Raw genomic sequence first — 24,039 nt, 5'->3', positions numbered from 1 at the left:
CTATATTATAAACATTCTTTTAATACTCTTTTTACATTTCCGTAAAATATTTTATCTATTTCACTTTCCTTAAAGCCTTCTCTAATTAGAGCTTCTGCAAGAATCCCCATTTCTCCTATATTTTTAATTTCTACTTCATTTTCTATACCATCAAAATCAGTTCCTATAGCTAAAACATCTATTCCCCCTATATTTTTTATATGCTTTATATGTGCTATCATATCTTCTATTTTGGGTATATCTTTTTCTCCTAAAAATGGTGCACAGAAATTTAATCCCATTACTCCGCCTTTATTTGAAAGCTTAACTATCATATCATCTGTTAGATTTCTTGAATGATTGGTAATTGCTCTAGCATTTGAATGTGTTGCTATAAATGGTTTTTTACATATTTCAACTAAGTCATAAAATCCTCCATCTGATAAATGTGAGCAATCTGGTATTATACCTAATCTCTCCATTTCGCAAACTATTTCTTTTCCTCTCTCTGTTAAACCCATATCTTTATATTTAAAATCTTTATTTGGGTACCCTATACTATTTTTAAAATTCCACGTTAAAGTTAAAAATCTTATTCCAAGTTCATAAATTTCTTTAACTCTTTCTACTTTTCCTTGAAGTACCTCTCCTTCTTCAATAGCTAAAAAAGCTCCTATTTTCCCTATTTTATTAGCTTCTTCTAACTCTTGTAAATTTCTAACTAAAGTTATATCCTTTGAATTCTTATCTATCTCTTTTATAAGATTATTATACATTTTTATAAATTCTTTATATGGATCATCTACTATATTAAGTTCTATAAAATTTGCAAAAACTTGTGCTAATGCTTTAGATTTTTTAAGTTTTTGTATATCTACCTTGCAAATACTTTCCTTTAAATTTAAATTTTCATATAATAATCTGCTGGCTGTGTCACAATGTAAATCAATTGTTGTCATTTTTCTAATTCCTACTTTCTTTTTTTATTTTTTTCACTTTCAGCTTCCCTAAGCATTCTATCTCGTTCTTTTCGTGCCCATAGTAGATATTCCTCTACATTTAAAGGTCCATAAATTACTCTTCTTTTTACACATAAATTCCCTTCTTCTTGTACCTCTACACCCCATTTAATTAATGATACTTTCCCATTTTCAATTTCTATAGATGTCATAGCATATGGTAATACACAACATCCATCATTTAAATATGGCGGCTCGTATTTTCCTGGTAATCTACTATTATGAGTATGACCACAAAGAATCATTTTCCCATTTTCTTTTGCCCATCTTTCAAGTTTTCTATCAACCTTATTTCCTTTAGTATTACTTTTAGCTGGACTAGTTGGGTCTTTAAACCCTGCTAATCCATTTAAAAATTTCCAAACATATCTTACTAAAAATCTAGATAACATCCAAAGAGATGAATTAATAAAATCTACTTGATGACCATGGGTAACTAAAAACTTTTCATTTATAGGCATGTATTTAAAGTTTAAAGCTTCATAAAACTTTAACTCTTTTATAAAAATGAGAAATTCTTTTCCATAATCAGCTCCAACTTTTTTTAAAGCTTTATATTGCTTAGCATAAAAATTCCCTCTTTTTTTTATTATATCATGATTTCCATAAATCATAAAAATTCTATTATTTTCCTTAAACTTATTAAGTATTTTAAAAATATCTTCATAACAATATGAAATATCATTGCAATTTTTATTTTTCCAAAGTTCTTCTCCATCCCCTACTTCCACATATGTAAACCCCTTTTTATAATAGTGGTACAATGCGGCTTTATATAAATTTTTATTTGGTAATTGTGCATCATAATAAGTACAATCTCCTCTATGAACATCTGATATAAATACTAATTTTGAACTATTATCAAACTCAATCTCCTTAGCTGTATCATATAAACAATTTAATTTTCTAAACATAAAAACTCCATAATTATTAATAACATAATATATTATTCAATCTAGAGTTTTATTGTGATTTTTTTATTATTTTTTATTTTAAATATATATAATATAGTTGATTTTTGTACAAACTAATCTCATGGGAAAAATTTAAAAATAAAGGAGTGCAAATAATGTGGCTAAAAAGTTTAAACTTTTATCCTATTTAATAGTTTCAATACTAGTTTTATCACCAATTTCCAAAATTATGGCAGATACTAATATAAAAGACTCTACTTTTACTACTGAAGAAATCAAAATCTTGGATAACTCTTTAGATTGTGGAACTTCTGAAGAAGTAAAAACTGAGTTTAAAGGACTTTTAGAAAAGTTATTCGCAGATAGGAATGCCGCAATAGTTTGTGGTGACTGTGAACTTTTGAAGAATTTTTATGATTTAAATATAAAAGTTAGTCTTTGGGCTTATGAAAGTGAAGCTAAAAAGACTCAATATTTAATAAATTGGTCCGAAAAACAATCAGTACAATTTAAAGATTTAAAATCTACTGTTAAAATAAGAAAAGTTGTTGAAAAAGAACCTAATGTTTTTGGAATAATATGTGATGTTGCAACAGACTTTAATTATTCTTATTTAGATACTCCTGATCTTTTAAATCATTTTAGATTAGGTACTAATCACTATTTAAACTTAAAAAAAGATGGAGATAGATACATAATAACAAAAGAATGGTATACAGACCCCTTTGCTGACTCTTTAGATATGGATAATATAAAATCTGATGAAATTAAAGACTATATTGTATCAAAAATAGCACCTGACTTTAACCCTAATGAAAGATTAAAAAACGCAATTAATTATGCTCATACATATTGTGGTGTTTCTGAAAATGAAGAATTTACTTTTAAATATAATTCTAAGTATAAAAATCATAATCCTGATGGTGGTGATTGTGCAAATTTCGCCTCTCAAATTCTTCATGAAGGTGGTGGCTTTAAAAAGAATGGTGCTTGGAATTATGCTGGAAATGATGGTACTAAAGCTTGGTTAAATGCTCAAGGGTTTAAAAACTATATGTTAGGTAGTGGAAGAGCTTCTTATATAGCTAAAGGAAGCTATAATCAAATATATAAAGCAGCTTTTAATATGCGACCTGGTGATTTTGTAGCCTATGAGAAAAAAGGTAGAATAACCCATATATCTACTGTAACAGGCTTTGATTCTAAAGGCTATCCACTTGTAACCTGTCATAATACTGATAGACTATTGGTTCCTTATGATTTAGGTTGGAGTAATTCTAATATTAAATTTCATTTAATTCATGTTCATTATTAAAAATAAGATTAGTAAAGTATAAAAGCTTTACTAATCTTATTTTTTTAATCAATTTTATTTTTTCTAAACTTAGCAATAAAAAATCCTTCCATATTTTCATTTGGAATAATTCTTATAGTGTTTTTAACTTCTTCTCTATAAATTTTTTCTCTATATTTAGTCAATCCATTTATTGAATTAGGTATATCTAAAGAAACCTTTTCTATCTTTAAATCACTATGTTTATTTAATATATATTCTACAATTTCTTCATTTTCAAATGGATTTAATGTACAAGTTGAATATACCATTACTCCATTATCTTTTAACGCATTATATCCACTTTCTATTAATTGTTTTTGTAATTTAACACAATGTTTTACTTTTTTCTCCGACCATCCACTAAATCTTTTAGAATTTCTAATATGAATAGTTCCTTCACCAGAACATGGAGCATCTAAAAGTACTCTGTCAAAATAATTATTTAAACGTTTTCCTATAGTGCGTCCATCTGTTCCTAATACAATAATTGATTTAGCTCCTTGTTTTAAGGCATTATAACTTAATCTCTCTCTCCTTATCTCATTTATATCATTTGCAAATATAGTAGCTTTATTTGAGGTTATATCTGCCATAAGAAGGCTTTTTCCACCTGGTGCTGCACACATATCCAATATAGTTTGTCCTTCTTTTATATCTAAAAATAAAGGAGGTAGCATAGAGGAAATATTTTGTAGATATATTTTTCCGTCATCATATATCTTAAGTTTCCTTAAACTACTCTCCTTACTACCTTTTATGATAAAAGTATTATTTAATTTAGCATAGTTAACTGCCTTTATTTTATACCTATTTAGTTCATCCATAACTTCTTTAGTATTTCCTTTAAGCTTATTAACTCTAAATGTAGTATTTCTTCCATTTTCATAACTTTTGTAAATTGTATCTAACTGACATCTAGTAAATATTTTCTCCAAAATTTCTATAAGATCATCTGGTAACCTATATTCAATTTCTTTTATAGACACAACTTCACCCCTATAGTTTAATGATATTTTATTATACTATTAGAGCTTTCTTTTTATGCCATCTTTATAACTGTTTTATTAGTACTAAATAAAACTTTCATATCCTTAAAGTAGTTCTCACTATCTATATCTTCATAAAGCTTAGCTTTAATACTATTCATATCTTCTAAAGAAATATCTATATTTTCATCACTTAATATAAAGTTAACTTCTATTTTTACACTTCTTCCTATTTTTAAAACTTTAGTAACTGCTTGTATAAAATTATATTCTTTCTTTATAACTTGAACTTGCTTTTCTACTTCCACACTAATTTCCTCTGGAATTTTCGCACCAATAATCTCTTTAAAACTACACTTTAATATATTTATAGGTGTTTTTAAGAAAACTACAGATGTTATTATAACCATAATAGGATCTATATATCTTGCTAATGGTGCTAATGAAGTTTTTAATATTATTTCTACAACAATAAAACCTATTAATACCCCTGCACTTATTACTCCATCCATAAGCCATTGCATACTTTGAGATTTTATAAGCTCTGAATTAGTTTCATCTCCAACTTTTTTTATAACTAAATAAAACAATCCACATCCAACAACTGATATAATCGAATATATAATAGCTGATCCTGCATTTATTGAATTTCCACCTGAAATTAAAGCTTTATAGGCTCCATTTAGTGAGTATAAACACATTATAATTAAAACTATTGAATTAACGCTTATAACTAACGGCTCTAATATATATTTACCGAAAGGAAAATCCTTATTATCTCTCTTTTTTATGATATTACATACTGCTAAAGCTGCTAATGATAATATTACACTTATAAAGGAATATAACCCATCAAACATTATCATTTCAGATTTTATCAGTCAACCCCATGTTACTCCTAAAACTGCAAAAAACATTGTACTTATTACTGAAAGCTTTAATATTTTACTTTCTTTATTATTATTATCCATAATTACACCTCAAAATTCTTTCTAAAATTACTTTACTAATATAATAATCTATAAACCTCTTTATTGTAATTTCTACTGATGTTGTAATTTGAAGTACAGTAAATGGCTTTTTTATATATGTAAAATTAATACAATAACATAAATGTACATTTTAAAATCTTATATTTGTACAAAAAGGTAGAGCTTATATAAACTCTACCTTAATATAATACTATTTAAATTGTAATTCAACTGGACAATGATCTGATCCTAATACACTAGAATGTATATTTGCACTTATTAATCTATCTTTTAATTTTTCAGATACTATAAAATAATCAATTCTCCATCCAGCATTATTTTTTCTTGCATTAAATCTATATGACCACCAAGAATAAACTCCTTCTTTTTCTGGATAAAAATATCTAAAGGTATCTATAAATCCATCTTGTAATAGCTCAGTAAATTTACTTCTTTCTTCATCTGTAAACCCTGCATTTTTTCTATTAGTTTTAGGATTTTTAAGATCTATTTCCTTATGAGCAACATTTAAATCTCCACAAATAACTACAGGCTTTTTTGAATCTAAAGCCTTTAAGTATTTTCTAAAGTCATCTTCCCAATTCATTCTATAGTCTAATCTTGCAAGTTCATTTTGAGAATTAGGTGTATAAACAGTTACCATATAAAAGTCATCAAATTCTAATGTAATTACTCTACCTTCTTTATCATGTTCTTCTATTCCAATTCCATAAAAGACATTTAAAGGTTCCTTTTTAGTAAATATAGCTGTTCCTGAATATCCTTTTTTCTCTGCATAATTCCAATATTGATAATATCCTGATAAATCTAAGTTAATTTGTCCTTCTTGTAATTTACTTTCTTGAATACAGAATATATCTGCATCTACTTCATTAAAAAAATCTAAAAATCCCTTAGTAACACAGGCTCTAATTCCGTTAACATTCCATGATATAAGTTTCATTTATTTTTCTCCTTTATTGATTCAAATAATTATTTATTATTATATCATTTTATACGGAATTAAATCACTTTAAAATAATAATTATTATTTATTGAACATATTCATTTAATCTCTCAGATAACATAACTAATTCATTTAATGAATCTTTAGAATCCATTATCTCTTTAAATAATAAGTCTACTATTGAACTAGTATTTTGAGAATTAGCTAAAGTTTCTTCTGATATTGATGCTATATTTATAATACCCTCGTTAATCTTAAAATTATCTCTATTTATTTGGTTTATTTTTTCATTAACAATTTCTACTTTGTTTGCTACTTCGCCTATATCTGACTTTAGATTTTGTAAATTTGCTGTTGTATCTTTTACTAAAACTTCTTCTTCATTTATTATTTGCGTAACTTCTGAAATTGAATCTGATACATTTATAACTTCATCTTCTAATTCTTTTAGAATAGAATTTATTTCTTCTGAAGATTCCTTACTTTGTTCTGCAAGCTTTCTGATTTCTTCTGCAACTACAGAAAAACCTTTCCCAAATTCACCAGCTCTTGCTGATTCAATTGCAGCATTTAATGCTAATAAATTAGTCTTTTCTGATATACTTTGTATTATATACATTATTGATAATACTTTTTTAGCTTTTTCTTGTAATTTCTCCGACGTTGTTGCTACATTTTTATTTTTCAACTTTATTATTTCTGACTTTTCACTTAAGTTTTCTACTATTTTAAAAGTCTTAACAAAAGTTTCTTTACTTTCATTAAAATTATTTTCCATATCTTTTGAACTTACTACAGCTTCCTCTATATCTCTTTTAATATTATTGGTAGCTTTATTTTGATCATCAATACTTGCTGTTGAGTTTTCACAACCATTTAATATTTCTCCTATTGCACTTTGAATATTACTTGAAGAACTTTCTATAGTTGCAAAAAATCCTGATATTGATTGAGTATTTTTATTTAATAATTCAATAGCTTCTTTTATTCCTATTATTATTCTATTTTGTTCTTCTACTAATTTTATAGTTTTTAATGCATCTTCATCTGCAGCAGTCCTAATTTTATTGGAAATTTTAGATACCACATAAGCCATTATAAAAAACATCATTATACTTACAAATTGTAGTAATATATATGAATTAGTTAAAGAATCCCCCCATCTTACGTAACTCCAAATTATATTTAAAATAGTTGCTCCAGATATTGGTATGATTAAGTATTTTTCATCTAAATAAATCATACATATAACTATCAACGGAACAATTGTAATTGGTGCTACTATTGAATTAGTAGCAAAAAGAGTTATAGCATAAACTACTGCATAAGGGGTTCCTACTATATGTCTTATTTTAATATTATTCCTATCTTGTATATATTTAAATATCATAACTGATGTTGAAATAGCTATAATAACCATTGTTAGTAATGCAACTTTTAATTCCATAGTATTTCTATTTATCATACCTATTAAGCCAAAAACATTAACACAGGCTAAAGCTGTTGTTGCAACTACAAAACATTTATTAGTAGCTTCTGTTACTTTCATTCTCATAACCTTCCCTCCTTATATTTCCTTATTACTAATTTCGTAGTTTTAAATTTTTTCTTAATATTTTTATAAAAATTTATTACAAGGTGATATAATTGTTTAGAGGTGTTTTAATTGAAATCTATAGAATTATTAAATAATTGTAAATTATGCATTAGGGGTTGTTCTGTAAATAGAAATTTAGGGGAACGAGGATATTGTAATTGTGATAATACTTTAAAGGTTGCAAAAGCATATCTCCACCAATGGGAAGAACCTTGTATATCAGGTAAAAATGGATCAGGCACTGTATTTTTTTCAAATTGCAATCTTAAATGTATATTTTGCCAAAATCACACTATTTCAAATAAGGGATTTGGAAAAGAAATATCTATTGAAAGGCTATCTAAGATTTTTTTAGAGCTTCAAGAAAAAGGGGCACATAATATTAACTTAGTAACTCCTACTCACTATGTCCCTCAAATTATACAAGCTTTAGATTTAGCAAAAGCTAATGGTCTAAAACTTCCAATAGTTTATAATACAAATGGAACAGACTCTTTAGATACTATAAAAGCTTTAAATGGATATATTGATATATACCTTCCTGACTTTAAATATTTTGATGATAAATACGCAAAAAAATATTCTAAAATAGATAATTACTCAAATAATTTACTTATTATTTTAGAAGAAATGCTTAAACAAGTTGGCGAAGCAACCTTTGATGAAAATGGACTTATCAAAAAAGGAGTAATAATTCGCCATTTAATGTTACCTGGTTTATTATTTGATTCAAAAAAAATAATTGATTCTATATATAATAAATTTAAAGATAAAGTTTTTATTTCTTTAATGAATCAATATACTCCTATGTTTAATTCTGAAAAATATCCTGAAATAAATAAACAACTAAATCCTAAACACTACGATTCATTAGTTGATTATGCAGTTACTATTGGTGTTAAAAATGGATTTATTCAAGATACTGGAACTAATTCAATAAGTTTTGTACCTGATTTTAATAATGAAGGGGTTTAAAACATTAAAGAGCCATCAAAAAAATGATAGCTCTTTTTGTTATTTTATTCCTAATCCTATCCTAACTCTATTTCCAAACTCATTATCCGATTGCATAAAATTATTTATTGCCATTAATTGAATTCTCTTATCTACCTCCTTTAAATCATTTACTATATTGTCAATTAAATGATCCTTTTCTAATTTTGTATATGATCTATACTGATTTCCTGCTTGTTCAAAATCATTTTCCTTATTTATTGGTTTTCTTTCTATATAACCATCTACATATTCTAAACATATTTTACCTTCTTCTTTGGCTGGTTCTGGATTTCCATCATTTAATATATTAGGGTTATAGTCTACTATTCCTAGATGTTTATCATACTGCATACTTCCTGCCCTTTGATTATTCACTACTGGAACTTTTGGTTTATTTACTGGTAATTCAGTAAAGTTTGTTCCTAACCTATATCTTTGTGAATCTGGATATGAAAATAATCTTCCTTGTAATAATTTGCAATTTGAAGCTTCTATTCCTGGAATAAAATTTCCTGGTGCAAATGCTGCTTGTTCTGATTCTTCAAAAAAATTAGTTGGTGGATGTGTTAAAACAAGTTTCCCTACAGGTATTAATGGAAATTCTTCTTCTGGCCATACCTTTGTTGCATCAATGGGATTAAAAGATAATGAATCTTCTAAAATAGGATCCATTAATTGCACTAAAAGTTCATATTCTACCTCTTTTCCCTTATTTAAAGCATCATATAATTCTCGTGTTGCAACATCTGGATCTGTTCCTGCCAATCTTTCTGCTTCTTTTCTATCAATTGTTTTATCTCCAGCCATGGGATGCCAATGATATTTGACATATAATCTCTTTCCTTTATTATTTACCCATACAAATGTATTAACCCCAAAGCCTGGCATATGAATAAAGCTTTTTCTTGTTCCTTTATCTGAAAATACCCAAGTTATCATATGAGTTGATTCAGGAGAGTTTACTATAAAATCCCAAAATCTATTTTTATCTACCAAATCTGTAACTGGTGATGGTCTAAAAGAATGAAACATATCTGGAAATTTTATAGCATCTCTAATAAAAAAGACTGGTATATCATTGCCAACTAAATCATAATTCCCCTCTTGAGTATAAAACTTAACAGCAAACCCTCTTGGATCTCTTGCTGTTTCTGCTGACCCCTTTGAACCAACTACTGTTGAAAACCTAACTATAACAGGGGTTATGTTCTTTGTATCAGTAAATAATTTAGCCTTTGTATATGCCTTCATAGAATTATATAATTTAAAATATCCATGTGCAGTTGAGCCTTTAGCATGTGCTACTCTATCTGGTATCCTTTCTCTATCAAAATGAGCTAATTTTTCAATTAAATTAGTATCTTTAAGTAAAACTGGTCCATTATCTCCAACTGTTAATGAATTTTTATCATTAGTAATAGGAGCTCCTTGGTTAGTTGTTAGATATTGATCTCTAACTTGATTTCTTTTTGACATAAAATCCTCCAAATATTACTTACTTTATTATATTGTTAATCTGTAAATATGTTATTATATACACTAATTTAAATAAAAAATAGATGAATAAAAGTAAAACTACTCTTATTCATCTATTTAATAATTTAATAAAGAGGATGCTTATCACATAAAGCTATTACTCTATTTCTAAGCTCATCTAAATTTATATCTTTATTTGAAAGTGCATCACTAATTATTGATGCAACTTCTTTCATATCCTCTTGTTCAAAGCCTCTTGTTGTAATTGCAGGAGTTCCTATTCTTATACCTGATGTTATAAATGGACTTCTCTTTTCATTTGGAACAGTATTTTTATTTACTGTAATTCCAATACTATCAAGTATATTCTCTGCTTCTTTACCTGTTATATCTTTATTAGTTAAATCCACAAGTATTAGGTGATTATCTGTTCCTCCTGATACTATATTAAAATCATATTTTGTTAATTCATTAGATAATACTTTACAATTATCTACTACTTTTTGCATATATATTTTATAATTTGGATCTAAAGCTTCTTTAAAACAAACTGCTTTAGCTGCTATTATATGCATTAACGGCCCACCTTGAATTCCTGGGAATATGTTTTTATCTAATAATTTTGCATATTCTTCTTTGCAAAGAATTAATCCACCTCTTGGTCCTCTTAATGTTTTATGTGTAGTTGATGTAACAAAATCTGCATATGGTACTGGTGATGGATGTAGTCCTGCTGCAACAAGTCCTGCAATATGAGCCATATCAACCATAAATAAAGCTCCTACTTCATCACATATCTCTTTAAACTTTTTAAAGTCTATTATTCTAGAATATGCACTTGCACCTGCAACTATAAGTTTAGGCTTATGTTCAATAGCAAGTTTTCTAACAACTTCATAATCTATTATTTCAGTTTCTTTATCTACTCCATATGAAACAAAGTTAAATAATTTACCTGAAAAGTTTACTGGTGAACCATGAGTTAAATGTCCACCATGACTTAAGTCCATTCCTAAAACAGTATCACCTGGCTCTAATATAGTAAAATAAACTGCCATGTTAGCTTGAGAGCCTGAATGTGGTTGGACATTAGCATGTTCTGCATTAAATAATTTTTTAACTCTTTCTCTTGCTATATCTTCAACTTCATCTACTACATGACATCCGCCATAATATCTTTTACTTGGATAACCTTCTGCATATTTATTAGTTAAATATGATCCCATAGCTTCCATAACTGCTTCTGATGCAAAATTTTCTGAAGCTATAAGCTCTATTCCATTTCTTTGTCTGTCTAATTCTTTTTCTACTAATCCATAAATTAGCTCGTCATTTTTTGATAATTTATTAAAATTCATTTTTTCCACCCCGAATCTTTTCTTTAAATTATAATTATAATTAAGATAATAATCAATAACTTAAATTAATATTCTTTTCTTTTTTTCAAATTTTGTAAATCTATTAAAATCCCTTTGAATATACGTACTTTTTTTATTTTTTATTAATTTTTATACGCATTTTTTAACTGTTTATTTTATTATATTTCTTTGTGTACAAGCTATATTTAAGTATATTTTATGTTTTTCCATTTTCATATATATTTTTTTAATGTTTGTGATATAATACTTTAAGAAATTTTAATATAGGAGCGAATATTATGGATGTAAATGAATTACTTCATGTGGCTACCTTTGCTGGAAAAATAATGTTAGAAAGTGGTGGTGAAACCTACAGAGCTGAAGAAATCATATGGAGAATCTGTAAAATTTATGGTGCAGAAGAAGCTGAAAGCTTTGTAACTCCCACTGGTATAATGGTTTCAGTTTGTCATGGTGATAAAACTTTTTCATTGATAAGACGTGTATCAACAAGAACTGTAGATTTAGATAAAGTGGATAAAGTAAATGATTTATCTAGAAATATTATCTCTCGTAAATTATCTGTATCAGATTTAAAAAGAGAACTTAAATTAATAGATCAAGGTGAAAGATATAGCTTAACTACTAATGTAATAATTTCTGCTCTAGGTGCTTTTTGTTTTGTATTTTTATTTAATGGTACTTTTAGAGATGGAATAGCTGCTTTTTTTATAGGACTTATAATTAAAATAATTTCAATAAAATTTTCAGAAATTAATATAAATCCATTTTTTATTAACAGTATCTGTGCCGGAATTTCAGCTATTATGGCAATAATCTTTAAAAAAATTGGAATTTCCAACAACATAGATACTACAATTATAGGATCAATAATGCTTCTTGTTCCTGGCCTTGCAATTACAAATGCAATACGTGATACCATATCTGGAGATTTACTTGCGGGTTTAACTAGAGCAGCTGAGGCATTTTTAGTTGCTATTTCAATAGCTGTTGGAACTGGTGCTGTACTTAGTTTTTGGATAAATACCTTTGGGAGATTTTAATAATGATTTCAGAAACGTTAATAACTTTCATAGCAACTTTAGGCTTTGGAATATTATTTAATATAAGAGGAAAAAAATTATTCTTTGCAGCTTTAGGCGGAGCAATTTCATGGTTTGTTTATTTACTAGGCTTATCCTTTGACTTAACTACCTTATCAGCTTTATTTATTTCTTCATTAGTATTTAGCCTATACTCTGAAATATTTGCAAGAATCTTAAAAACACCAGTTACTACATTAGTTATTTGTGCCTTAATACCATTAGTTCCTGGTGGTGGAATGTATTATACAATGTATGAAGCTGTTACAGGAAATATAATGAAATCTATAGAAACAGGTATTACAACAATAGCTAGTGCCGGTACTTTAGCCTTAGGAGTTATTTTCGTTTCAACAATAACTAGATTATTTGTATCGGCTAAAAGAAAACGTGAAATAAAAGAATACTATAAAAATAATAAATAAAAAGATACTTAAGGCGAGCCTTAAGTATCTTTTGGTCTATTTAAATATATTGAAAATTCCTAAACCATATAAAAATATTATTAATATAGATAGTGGTGCTAAATACTTAACTGAAATCGAATATATCCCTTTAATTTTAAATTTTAAACTACCATCATTTGATATTTCTTTAGCTGCATTTTTAATTCCCCAAACCCAAGCTATAAATAAGCATATAAGTATTCCACCTATTGGTAAGAATATTTGACCTGTTACAAAATCTAAAGTATCAAATACCCCTCTATCTCCAAGTAATTTAATATGAGAAAGTGGACCAAAGGATAATATGCTTGGTATTGCTAAAGCAAATAGTCCTGATGTAATAATTACTATAGTCTTCTTTCTAGTCAAATTAAATTGTTCTGAAACAAATGTTACTACTGTTTCCATTAATGATACCGTTGATGTTAATGCTGCAATGGCAATTAATACAAAGAACATAAATTCAAATAATTGCCCTAATGGCATTGCTTTAAATACTGCTGGTAATGTTATAAATAAAAGGCCTGGTCCTGCTGTAGGTTCTAAGCCATATGCAAATACAGCTGGGAAAATAACTATGCCTGCCATTAATGCAATAACAGTATCTGCAATAGCCACTTGATATGATAATGATACTAAATTTTCGCTTTTCTTTGTATAACTACCAAATGTAAGTATAATCCCCATTCCTAAGCTTAATGTATAAAAAGCATGTCCCAAAGCTTCTAATATACCTTTAACAGATAAATTTGAAAAATCTGGTTTAAATAAAAACTCTAACCCCGCTTTAGCTCCAGGTAATGTTACTGATCTAATTATTAATAATATTATAAGACCAAGTAATAAAGGCATAGCTATTTTACTAAACTTTTCTATACCAGTTTTTATCCCAAAAAATATTATAATTGCTGTAATAACTAATACAAGTAAAGTCATAATCATAGGTTCTACTGGGTTAGAAGTTAATGCATTAAAATAATCTCCAAACCCCTGTGTTGAAACTCCTTTTAATACTCCAGTTGCAGATCTCCATATATATGAAAATACCCATCCTGCAATGATTGCATAAAAAGATAAAATTATAAAAGCTGTAGCTGTAGCTAAATATCCTGTCCAGTGCCACTTAGTATTAGGTGCAATTTTTTTAAAGCTTTCTACTGCATTAACCTGATTTTTTCTTCCTATTGCAAATTCAGATAACATAACAGGTATTCCTATTAAAAATATACACCCTAAATAAACCAATATAAATGCTGCCCCACCATTTTGACCTGTAATATAAGGGAATTTCCATATATTACCCAAACCTATTGCAGAACCTGCCGCTGCTGCAAGAAGTCCTAATCTAGAACTAAAATTCTCTCTACTCATTTTTATTCCCCCTTTAAATACCCCGAATATTTTAACACTATATTATAAATGTTATAAATTAAAATATAATTTGTCAATATTTTTTCTTATTATTTATCAATCGTTTAAAATTTATAATTATTTATTGCTCTTTTATTAATTAATGCCATTTTATATACCTTCTAATTATCACTTTAATTCTAAATATTCTTGAAATTATTATTGTACCATTCCTATTTTAAAAATCAAAAAAATAGAGACAATAATGCCTCTATTTTTTGTTATTAATTTTATTTTTTCTTTCTTGTAAATAATACACCTAAAGAAGTTAATATTCCTGCAATGCCTAATACTCCTGCACTAGGTACTCCTCCAGTTTTCGGAAGAATATTGTTGGAAGCTCCATTCTTATTTTCACTTTCTGGTTTTGTTGATGATGTTGGTATATCAGGCTTTTTATTTTCCTCTGGTTTTTTATTTTCCTCTGGTTTTTTATCTTCTTCTGGTTTTTTATCTTCTTCTCCTGGTTTAACAGGTGGCTGTGGTTTTTCATTATCTGTATCATTATTTACTATTTTTTCCAGACTTAACTCTTTTAGCCCTATATCAAACGGTTTTTCTATATTTACATCATATAAAGCTTCATCTATTTTATATTCTTTTAAATTCCCTGTATATCTAATTGAATATGCTCCTGGATCTAATTCTATTTTACCTTTTCCTAAATCATCAGTAGTTATCTTTTCCACTACTTTATTATCTTTTATAACTTCATATACCGCTCCATTAATAGCATTATTACTATTATCTTTAATACTTATTTCTAAGTTTCCTTTAGATGATGCTTCTTTATCTTCTTTGTATGCTACTTTAAATTTAGGAGTAGCTTTCATACCTTCACTCTTAACTTGAAGTACTATTTCTCCTCCATCTTTATGAAATATAATTGGTTGTATTATTGTAGAAGTTTGATTATCTAATACTGGAATACTTATTTTAGTTGGGTATTCATCATCAATATTTTTATAATAACTTACTATATCTCCTGGCTTTAGATCACCAATTTCTAATATTCCATAATATATATCTTTTAATGCCATTCTAGGCCCTATTTGATAATCTGAAATAGTAAACTTATTTGGTATTTTTGTTATATCCCAATTTTCATTATCATATGAAACACTTAATTTAATACTTTCTTGTTTTCCATCTTGCTTAGTAGCAAAATATATTCTTCCTTCTTCTACTCCAAAGTCTAATCCTGTAAACCTAACTTCTCCTCCATTGTCTGCTATTTTACTTGCAAATGGCTCATTATCATTTATATTTCTATATAGATTTACTTCATAACCTTCAGGTACATTTCTAAATAATACTTCATCATCTGCGCCTAAATTATTAGTTGCTTTTACAGTATTCATTGGTATATTTTCTGTTGTAGGAGTATATGCATCTTCATATAATTGGAATTCATATATTCTTATAGCCTTCCATGGACTTGGACCTGGATCATCTATATATAATCTAAATACTTGTCCTGTTACAGGCTCTTTTAAATTTCTATCTACTATTCCTTCTGTATTATTATTTACTACATCTACATCTTTAAATCTTCCATCTTTATCTAGAACCTGTAATTTAAATGCTGCAGTATTTGTATCTTTTGCTTCTCCACCTGCTTCCCCATGCATTGTAACCCATCTTTGAATAGTTTTTTCTTCACCTAAATCTACTTCTAGCCATCCTCCATACATACCAGTAGTAGTACACCATTTGCTATTATTTTCAACTGTACCATCTACTGCTTTTATTGCTGGCTCCCCTGAATTTTCTGTACTTGCTCTAACACTTTTATTTAATGCAAGATTAATAGGTTTTTCTTCCTTTGGTACCTCTGTTGAATCTCCTGGCATATTCCACTTAAATTTTAAAGCTTTGGCTTCACCTCTATTAAAGTTTTTATCAACACCTACTACTTCAAAATTAAATTCTTTTTCATTTTCATATCTATTGAATGGTGATATATAATATGCATCATTATAAGTTGCACCTACAAACTCTCTACTACCGTCTGGTTTAACTCTATATATTTCATCGAACTCTGCATTTTCTACATCATCCCAGTATATTCTAGCTTCTGCTTTTTGAGCATTATGGAAAAGCTGTTCGTCTAAAACAACACTATTTGATGCAGGAAGTTTTACATTTGAACTTCCTTCCTCTATTGATATATTTCCAATGTTTATATTGTAATTATTTATATTTTCTTTACTATCAAATTTTAATGATATTCCTGATATAGTTTGTCCTACATAATCACTTAAAGATATAGTTGTAGTATTCCATTCTCCTGGTTTACCATCTTCAACCTCTAAAAATACAAAGTTTGACTCGTCATAATTATCTCCAAAACATAATCCAACCTTCATATTATTTTTTTCAAGTGGTGTTTTATACGTAATAGATAATTCTGTGCTAGCATCAGATATAGTTAAATCTGTACTATATAATTTAATATGATTTGGATTTTCAGCTTCTAAATTACCTTTAATAGAAAGGGAACTTCCTCCGTTAAAGGCATCACTTCTATCAAAATTTGGAACAAGCTTTGAACCATTTGATTCTACAATCCATCTCCATGTTGGTAAATAATCTTGAAGTGATCTATTATTCCATTCTTTATCTCTTGATAATTTTCCATCTATATAATATGCTTGTCCATGTCCTAAATTGAAATTAGTAACAAAAGGTAACTTATTTATAGCTGATTTATCTGCTACATAATTTGCAAGTCCTACCCATCTTTCACTTGTATCTGTCTTAGACGGATCTTGTGTTGGGCCTACCCAAAACTTTTGATCATGTTTGTAAAAATCTTCTATATCTTTTGACATTGAAAAAGTTGAGTTTGGACAATACATAGCTAATGATAGTTTTAACTTTCCTTCTTCATCTAATAAATGTTCAACAGGAAAATTATCATTGTATGCATTTTGTTGAACTTCAACTCCTGCAAATACATCATAAGGACTTCTTCCTACATCTTTAGCTGTCTTAACACTAGTATCAACTCTACCTACATTCCAATTATAATTTAAAAAGAATTCATCTGTTACTGTCTTACCTTCATTTTGAAAAAATCCCACATTTCTAGAATTTAATGCATTTTGGTATCCAACAGGTCCATCAGTGGTCATAGAATCATACCATCCTATTCTTATACTAGGATCTTTTTCATGCATATATGTGAAAAACTCTACCATAAGATCGGCATCTTCTTTATTACATCCGTAACTCTCTTGATTTATAAACCATCCATCAAACCCATAAAAATGTGCCATATCAATCATTTTATCAGCTACTGGAAAGCTTCCATCATCATTTTTAACTAAAAACTCTCTTACTTGCTTAACATAAGAATCTTCTGCATCTGGACTTGATCCCCATGGAAAACCTACAGTTCCTAATACTGGTACACCATTTTTATGAGCAGCATCTACTATATCTGGAGTAGGTGGAACAAATATTCCTCTATTTGAACCTCCCCAATAAACATATGAATCAACATATTGCCAATAGGAAAATACATATGCATTTTCAGTATCTCCCCCTTGTGATGGCGCATTATCTGTCTGTGGATTAGTTAAAGCACAGTTCATTATTTTAGCTTCTGGATTTGCATTCTCATTTACAACTGGACCTCTAAATCTATCTTTTAATTTTATAGTAGCTCTATTATATCTTACTGCTTCATCACTTTCTGGACTCCATTCTAATAAAGTTTTAATGCTATATGCATTCCCTATAGGTTGAAGTGAATCTTTAACAGTGTAATTCTCTGATAATTCTTGCTTATTAATAACCTCTGCTTTTATTGGCACTGCGTATCCAGAAACAATTGGTGTTACCATAGAAAGTGTTATTGCACACGCAATAGCTTGTACATGTCTTTTTTTCCTAATACTTCTTTTTGCCATATAATTATCCCCCTTTATCTCTTTGATGTATTTTGTTTTTATTTATACATTAACTTATATAATGTAAATTAATGTATATGTATCCTAATTATAGTTATAATATCGTTTACAGTTTAAATTATAGATTTTTTTTTAATTTAATAATAGTGAATTAATTCTATTTTAATTGGTTTTATTCTATATTTTGGTATATAAAGTATATTTTTGAATTTATTTTATATAAAATAAAAAGGATATGCTTCTCTCATATCCTTTTTAATCTTTACTTTACAAAAGTATCTATAGTTTTTATTAATTTTTTCAAATTCTCTTGTTGTTCAGTATCTTCTTCTATTCCTAAACAATTCTTAGCATAATGTTCTATAGTAAGACCACCTACTTTATTTATTGCAGATCTAATTGCTGATATTTGAATAAGTATATCTCCACAACAAACATTCTTTTCCATCATTCCTTGGATTCCTTTTACTTGTCCTTCTATTCTTTTTAATCTATTTATAATATCTTTTCTTAATTTTTCATTATCTTCAAACACTATTTTTCCCTCCAAAATAAAATACCTATGTACGGTATTTATATTTTACCATTTATATAAATAATTATTCAACTTTAATATTAAATTTATTAAAATATTATCTAAATCAATAATTAATATTAATTGAAAACCTTTAAATAGTAATGTATTATATTATTAAATAAATATTGGAGGTTATACGATGAAAAATTTTAATTATAAAAATGCTACACAATTAATATTCGGAAAAGACTCTGAACTTAAAGTAGGTAAAGAGGTTAAAAAATACTCTAATAGAATACTTCTACATTATGGTGGTGGCAGTATTAAAAATTCTGGTTTATATGATAAAATAATTAATTCATTAAAGGCTGAAGAAATTGACTTTATAGAACTTTCAGGTGTTAAACCTAACCCTAGAGTATCACTTGTAAGAGAAGGTATTAAAATCTGTAGAGAAAATCACTTAGATTTTATATTAGCAGTTGGTGGCGGTAGCGTTATAGATTCTTCTAAAGCAATTTCTGCTGGTGTAAATTACAATGGGGATGTATGGGATCTATTTACTGGAACTCCAATTAAACATAAGTGTTTAAATCTTGCCACTGTACTTACTATTCCAGCTGCTGGTAGTGAAACTAGTTCTGGTACTGTTATAACTAATGAAGATGGGTTTTATAAAAAAAGTACAGGACATCCTACTTTAAGACCCATATTCTCTATTATGAATCCTGAACTTACATTTACATTATCTAAATATCAAACAGCTTGTGGAATAGCTGATATGTTAGCACATGTTATGGAAAGATATTTTACTAATGAACCTAATGTAGATTTAACTGACAGGTTGTGTGAAGCTACAATGAAATCTATTATAGATAATGGTTTAAGAGTTATTAATAATTTAAATGACTATAATTCTAGAGCTGAAATAATGCTTTGTGGTATGGTAGCTCATAACGATTCATTGAGTATGGGTAGAATTGGTGATTGGGCAAGTCATGATATAGAGCATGAATTAAGTGGAATATATGATATAGCTCACGGTGCTGGTTTAGCTATAATATTTCCAGCTTGGATGAAATATGTTTATAAACATGATATAAATAGATTTCTTCAATTTGCAAATAGAGTTTTTAATATAGAAATAAATTTAAATAATCCAGAAGAAACCATTCTTTTAGGAATTAAGAGTCTTGAAAACTTCTTTAGAGAGTTAGACCTTAAAACTACTCTTAAAGAAATCCATATTACTAATGAACATTTTGATGAAATGGCAAAAAAACTAGTTGAATCAAATGGATATGTAGGAAATTTTGTGAAAATCAAATATGAAGATGCCCTTAAAATCTATAATTTGGCTCTTTAATTAACGAAAAGAGAGAACTTAAAATTCTCTCTTTTTGTTAAGATACCTTAAAATACTCTTCTAAAATAACTGCTCTAATCGCTTCATACTTTATAGTATCAGATAATTGCTTTTTTATTATGCTTATTTTATCATATCCATTTTTGTTGCAAGCTTTTAATATATTATCTCTATCTTCTGCATTATAATATTTTTTTAAATCTAAACTAAAGTTTGAGTCTCCCGTCTCTTTTATATAATCAGCTACATAACCTAATATAGTTGAAATTGATATTTCTATTTCCTCTGATATATCTTCCAGTTTCTTACCTTCCTTTAAACTATCTAAAGCTATTTCATCATTCCCTCTTGTTTCACCATCAATTATTAGCTTCCTTCTCTTTTTTTCAGTCCAATGTACTTGTATGTTTTTTTCACTAACATAAGTTTTAACCTTTTCTATAATTTCATCTCCATATAATTCTATCTTTTTAGACCCTACTCCACCTATATCTTTCAATTCTTCTATATTCATTGGATATCTTCCACTTATTTCCTTAAGTGAATTCTTAGCTAATATTTTTTGTCTAGGTACACCTTCTTTTTTAGCAAACTTATCTCTTAAATTTAATAATTCTTCTAATAAACCTTTATCTGTAACTACTTCAAAAGGAAAATCAGATAAGTCACTTTCTACATTATTATTTTTATCTATATCTATATTATTTTCCTTAACATATTTTTCTATTTCTTCTCTAAAATAAATTCCATATTTGTTATACTTACCTTCTCCTACCCCTGATATTTTAAGCATATCCTCTTTTTGAATAGGATATTTAATACTCATTTCTCTTAAAGTTCCATCTCCAAAAATAATATACGGTGGAAGATTTTCTTTCCTTGAAATATTTAATCTTAAAACTTTTAAAATCTCAAATAGCTTATTAGTATCTTTAAGTTTTCTTTCTACTTTAAATTCTTTTAATTTAACTTCTTTTTCACTTTTTAATACCTTCATAGATAAATTATTAAGCTTTAATGTAGGATATGTTCCCTGAACTAAATCTAAATATCCTTGAGCAACTAAAGTATTTATAAAAGTTTTAAGATCTTCATTGGAATAATCCTTCATTATTCCATAAGTAGATATGTTATCAAAACCAAACTGACTTACCTTTTTATTTTTTGATCCTCTAAGAACATCTACTACCATTGTACTTCCAAAGCTTCTTTTCATTCTATAGACACAAGAAAGAACCTTTTGTGCATCTATGGTTTTATCTATAACTTCACCTTTATATAAACAATTACTACAATTATTGCATGGTTCTTCTTTCCTATCGCCAAAATAATTTAATATATAATTTCTTAGGCAACCGTTACTATAAACTAAATCAACCATTTGCTGTAATTTTTCATATTGATTATTTTTTCTTTCTTGATTTTCTATACTCATTTCAATTAGATACTTTTGTACTTGAACATCTCCTGGGGCAAATAGTAATATACACTCACTCTTTTCTCCGTCTCTACCTGCTCTCCCTATCTCTTGGTAATATCCTTCTATGTTTTTAGGCATATTATAATGAACTACATATCTTATATTTGGTTTATCTATACCCATTCCAAAAGCATTTGTTGCAACTATTATATTTAAGTTATCATGAATAAAGTTATCTTGATATTCTTTTCTAACTTCATCAGATAAACCTGCATGATATTTCCCAACCTCATATCCTCTATTTTTTAGTTCATCATAAATTTTATCTACTTCTCGTCTGGTTGCTGCATATATTATTCCTGACTGATCCTTATTATTTTCTATATAGTTTATTAAATAATCTTTCTTATTACCTGATTTTATTATATTTATAGTTAAGTTCTCTCTATCAAAACCAGTTATAAATACCTTTGGCTCTTTAAGCCCTAATAATTTTATAATATCTTCTTTAACTTCATTAGTAGCTGTGGCTGTAAAAGCTGATACTATTGGTCTTTTAGGTAATTTATTTATAAAATTATCTATTCTTTTATAGCTTGATCTAAAATCATGTCCCCATTGTGATACACAATGAGCTTCATCTATTGCCACTTGACTTATATTATTTTGGGTTATTGCTGTTATAAATTCATTTGAATCTAGTCTTTCTGGAGCAACATATATTATTTTATATTTATTACTTCTAATTCCATCAATAATAGAATTAAATTCTATTGTGCTTAAAGAACTATTTATATATACACCATTTATCCCCATTTCTTTAATTGCATCTACTTGATCCTTCATTAATGATATTAAAGGTGATATAACAATAGTAATTCCATCTAATATAAGGGATGGAATTTGATAACATATAGATTTTCCTCCACCAGTTGGCATTATAGCTAAAACATCTTTTCTATTTAGTATATTGTTAATTATATCTTCTTGCCCTTTTCTAAAACTTTTATATCCATAAACTTTTTCTAAAATCTCTAGTGCTTTATTAGTCAAACTTTACAACTCCCTCAAATATAAATTAATCTCTTTAAAATATTATACCAGAATTATTCACATAAACATCTGTTCTTAATCATTTTTATATAGTTATTTTATTATATACTTATTTTAATTTATAATAAGTGTATAATAAAAATATAGGAGATATTTATGTATAATATTTTAAAGATTTATTTTCTAGCAATAAATTTATTTGCTATGATAATTATGTTTGTAGATAAAAAGAAAGCTATAAAAAACACTGGAGAATAAGTGAGTTTAATTTACTTTTAATAGCTTTATTAGGTGGTAGTATCGGTGAATATATTGGTATGTATTTATTTAGACATAAAACTAAACATATTAAATTTACTTTAGGAATACCAGTAATATTTCTACTTCAAATACTGATTTTAATTTCATTTATTAAATAATATATTTAGAAAGGATGCTTTTATATGAATTATTTATCTGATTTACATACACATACTATAATTAGCGGTCATGCTTATAGTACCTTACTAGAAAATGTTCATTTTTGCTCTAAAAAAGGTATTAAGATTCTTGGAACCTCTGAACATGGACCTAATATGCCAGGAGCTCCTCATATTTGGTATTTTCATAACTTAAGAGTATTACCACGAGTTATAGAAGATGTTATTATTTTAAAAGGATGTGAGGCTAATATAATAGATGCTAACGGGAACTTAGATATAGATAATTATTCTGCTTCTAAACTAGATTACGTAATCGCTTCGTTACACGAACCTTGCTTCCAACCTAAATCAAAGGATGAAAATACAAATGCTATTTTAAAAGTTATGGATAATTATAAAGAAATGGAAATACTAGGACATCTAGGCAATCCAAATTATCAACTAGATTACGAAAAAATCATAAAAAAGGCTTTAGAAAAGGATATAATGATTGAAATAAATAATAGTTCTTTACTTGGAAAATCTAGAAAAGGTAGTGATGTTGTCTGCAAAGAAATAGCTTTACTTTGTAAGAAGTATGGTAATAAAGTAATTCTAAGCTCTGACTCACATTTTGCTTCTTATATAGGAAAATTTGATCTAGCAATTGAAATGTTAAATTCTATAGACATGCCTAAAGAACAAATTATGAATAATCCTGATAAACTAATTTTTCATTTGAAAAATAAAGGGAGACTTTTAGACTTAAATTATTAAAAACAAAAAGATATAGGGAATAAAATAATC

General features: G+C 27.4%; 19 protein-coding genes. 7 read left to right on the top strand and 12 right to left on the bottom strand.

The annotated features are described in order from the left end of the window. Nucleotides 1–5: 5 nt before the first annotated feature. Nucleotides 6–938 carry a dipeptidase gene (locus tag BTM21_RS04305; RefSeq protein ID WP_021875947.1) on the bottom strand — a complete coding sequence of 311 codons (933 nt, stop codon included), beginning with the start codon at nt 936–938 and terminating at the stop codon, nt 6–8. Between the two features lie 11 nt (nt 939–949). Continuing rightward, complete coding sequence (locus BTM21_RS04300; RefSeq protein WP_021875948.1) at nt 950–1,912, bottom strand: metallophosphoesterase; 963 nt, start codon at nt 1,910–1,912, stop codon at nt 950–952. Nucleotides 1,913–2,069: 157 nt separating this feature from the next. Here BTM21_RS04300 and BTM21_RS04295 point away from each other — a divergent pair, with 157 nt between their 5' ends. Continuing rightward, on the top strand, nt 2,070–3,227 hold the full coding sequence (locus BTM21_RS04295) for an amidase domain-containing protein (protein ID WP_021875949.1): 1,158 nt from the start codon (nt 2,070–2,072) through the stop codon (nt 3,225–3,227). Nucleotides 3,228–3,271: 44 nt separating this feature from the next. Here BTM21_RS04295 and BTM21_RS04290 read toward each other — a convergent pair whose 3' ends face one another. The 4 genes from BTM21_RS04290 to BTM21_RS04275 all read right to left on the bottom strand — a co-directional run bounded on the left by BTM21_RS04290 (nt 3,272) and on the right by BTM21_RS04275 (nt 7,727). Then, nucleotides 3,272–4,234 carry an RsmB/NOP family class I SAM-dependent RNA methyltransferase gene (locus BTM21_RS04290; protein WP_021875950.1) on the bottom strand — a complete coding sequence of 321 codons (963 nt, stop codon included), beginning with the start codon at nt 4,232–4,234 and terminating at the stop codon, nt 3,272–3,274. 53 nt (nt 4,235–4,287) lie between these two features. After that, on the bottom strand, nt 4,288–5,100 hold the full coding sequence (locus BTM21_RS04285) for a cation efflux transmembrane domain-containing protein (RefSeq protein ID WP_079481441.1): 813 nt from the start codon (nt 5,098–5,100) through the stop codon (nt 4,288–4,290). Between the two features lie 316 nt (nt 5,101–5,416). After that, the gene (locus BTM21_RS04280) at nt 5,417–6,169 is read right to left on the bottom strand and encodes an exodeoxyribonuclease III (RefSeq protein ID WP_021875952.1); all 753 of its coding nucleotides are present in this window, start codon (nt 6,167–6,169) and stop codon (nt 5,417–5,419) included. Nucleotides 6,170–6,257: 88 nt separating this feature from the next. Next, a complete protein-coding gene (locus BTM21_RS04275) occupies nt 6,258–7,727 on the bottom strand; it encodes a methyl-accepting chemotaxis protein (RefSeq protein WP_021875953.1) in 1,470 nt (489 codons plus the stop codon). A gap of 111 nt (nt 7,728–7,838) precedes the next feature. Here BTM21_RS04275 and BTM21_RS04270 point away from each other — a divergent pair, with 111 nt between their 5' ends. Then, nucleotides 7,839–8,744 carry a radical SAM protein gene (locus BTM21_RS04270; protein ID WP_021875954.1) on the top strand — a complete coding sequence of 302 codons (906 nt, stop codon included), beginning with the start codon at nt 7,839–7,841 and terminating at the stop codon, nt 8,742–8,744. 39 nt (nt 8,745–8,783) lie between these two features. On the opposite strand, the gene BTM21_RS04265 is transcribed toward BTM21_RS04270, so the two are convergent. After that, a complete protein-coding gene (locus tag BTM21_RS04265; protein WP_021875955.1) occupies nt 8,784–10,241 on the bottom strand; it encodes a catalase in 1,458 nt (485 codons plus the stop codon). 125 nt (nt 10,242–10,366) lie between these two features. Then, nucleotides 10,367–11,599, bottom strand: coding sequence for a serine hydroxymethyltransferase (locus BTM21_RS04260; protein ID WP_079481442.1), 1,233 nt, complete (start codon nt 11,597–11,599; stop codon nt 10,367–10,369). Between the two features lie 299 nt (nt 11,600–11,898). Between BTM21_RS04260 and BTM21_RS04255 the strand changes: the two genes are divergently transcribed. Together BTM21_RS04255 and BTM21_RS04250 are read left to right on the top strand one after the other, a co-directional pair. Then, nucleotides 11,899–12,663: a threonine/serine exporter family protein gene (locus BTM21_RS04255; protein WP_021875957.1), complete on the top strand. Its 765-nt coding sequence runs from the start codon at nt 11,899–11,901 to the stop codon at nt 12,661–12,663. 2 nt (nt 12,664–12,665) lie between these two features. Next, nucleotides 12,666–13,127: a threonine/serine exporter family protein gene (locus BTM21_RS04250; RefSeq protein WP_021875958.1), complete on the top strand. Its 462-nt coding sequence runs from the start codon at nt 12,666–12,668 to the stop codon at nt 13,125–13,127. 36 nt (nt 13,128–13,163) lie between these two features. Here the strand turns inward: BTM21_RS04250 and BTM21_RS04245 are convergent, their stop codons facing one another. From BTM21_RS04245 to BTM21_RS04235, 3 genes are all read right to left on the bottom strand, one after another. Next, nucleotides 13,164–14,519 (bottom strand): sodium-dependent transporter, encoded by a 1,356-nt coding sequence (locus tag BTM21_RS04245; protein WP_021875959.1) that lies wholly within the window; start codon nt 14,517–14,519, stop codon nt 13,164–13,166. A 269-nt stretch (nt 14,520–14,788) separates the two neighbouring features. Beyond that, entirely contained in the window at nt 14,789–18,475 is a 3,687-nt protein-coding gene (locus BTM21_RS04240) for an endo-beta-N-acetylglucosaminidase (protein WP_021875960.1), read from the bottom strand. A gap of 262 nt (nt 18,476–18,737) precedes the next feature. Then, entirely contained in the window at nt 18,738–19,010 is a 273-nt protein-coding gene (locus tag BTM21_RS04235; protein WP_079481443.1) for a metal-sensitive transcriptional regulator, read from the bottom strand. A 181-nt stretch (nt 19,011–19,191) separates the two neighbouring features. Between BTM21_RS04235 and BTM21_RS04230 the strand changes: the two genes are divergently transcribed. Beyond that, nucleotides 19,192–20,358 carry an iron-containing alcohol dehydrogenase gene (locus tag BTM21_RS04230; protein WP_021875962.1) on the top strand — a complete coding sequence of 389 codons (1,167 nt, stop codon included), beginning with the start codon at nt 19,192–19,194 and terminating at the stop codon, nt 20,356–20,358. A gap of 37 nt (nt 20,359–20,395) precedes the next feature. On the opposite strand, the gene recQ is transcribed toward BTM21_RS04230, so the two are convergent. After that, nucleotides 20,396–22,831 carry a DNA helicase RecQ gene (recQ, locus tag BTM21_RS04225; RefSeq protein WP_021875963.1) on the bottom strand — a complete coding sequence of 812 codons (2,436 nt, stop codon included), beginning with the start codon at nt 22,829–22,831 and terminating at the stop codon, nt 20,396–20,398. A gap of 254 nt (nt 22,832–23,085) precedes the next feature. Here recQ and BTM21_RS14205 point away from each other — a divergent pair, with 254 nt between their 5' ends. Both BTM21_RS14205 and BTM21_RS04215 read left to right on the top strand, forming a co-directional pair. After that, nucleotides 23,086–23,250, top strand: a complete 165-nt coding sequence (locus BTM21_RS14205; RefSeq protein WP_375792453.1) for a DUF1294 domain-containing protein — start codon at nt 23,086–23,088, stop codon at nt 23,248–23,250. Between the two features lie 24 nt (nt 23,251–23,274). Beyond that, entirely contained in the window at nt 23,275–24,009 is a 735-nt protein-coding gene (locus BTM21_RS04215) for a phosphatase (RefSeq protein ID WP_021875965.1), read from the top strand. Nucleotides 24,010–24,039 lie beyond the last annotated feature (30 nt).

The sequence above is a fragment of the Clostridium chauvoei genome, from assembly GCF_002327185.1.
Taxonomy (GTDB): Bacteria; Bacillota; Clostridia; order Clostridiales; family Clostridiaceae; genus Clostridium; species Clostridium chauvoei.
The sequence above is the reverse complement of the archived record's forward strand: the minus strand, read 5'-3'. Positions and strand labels throughout refer to the sequence as shown.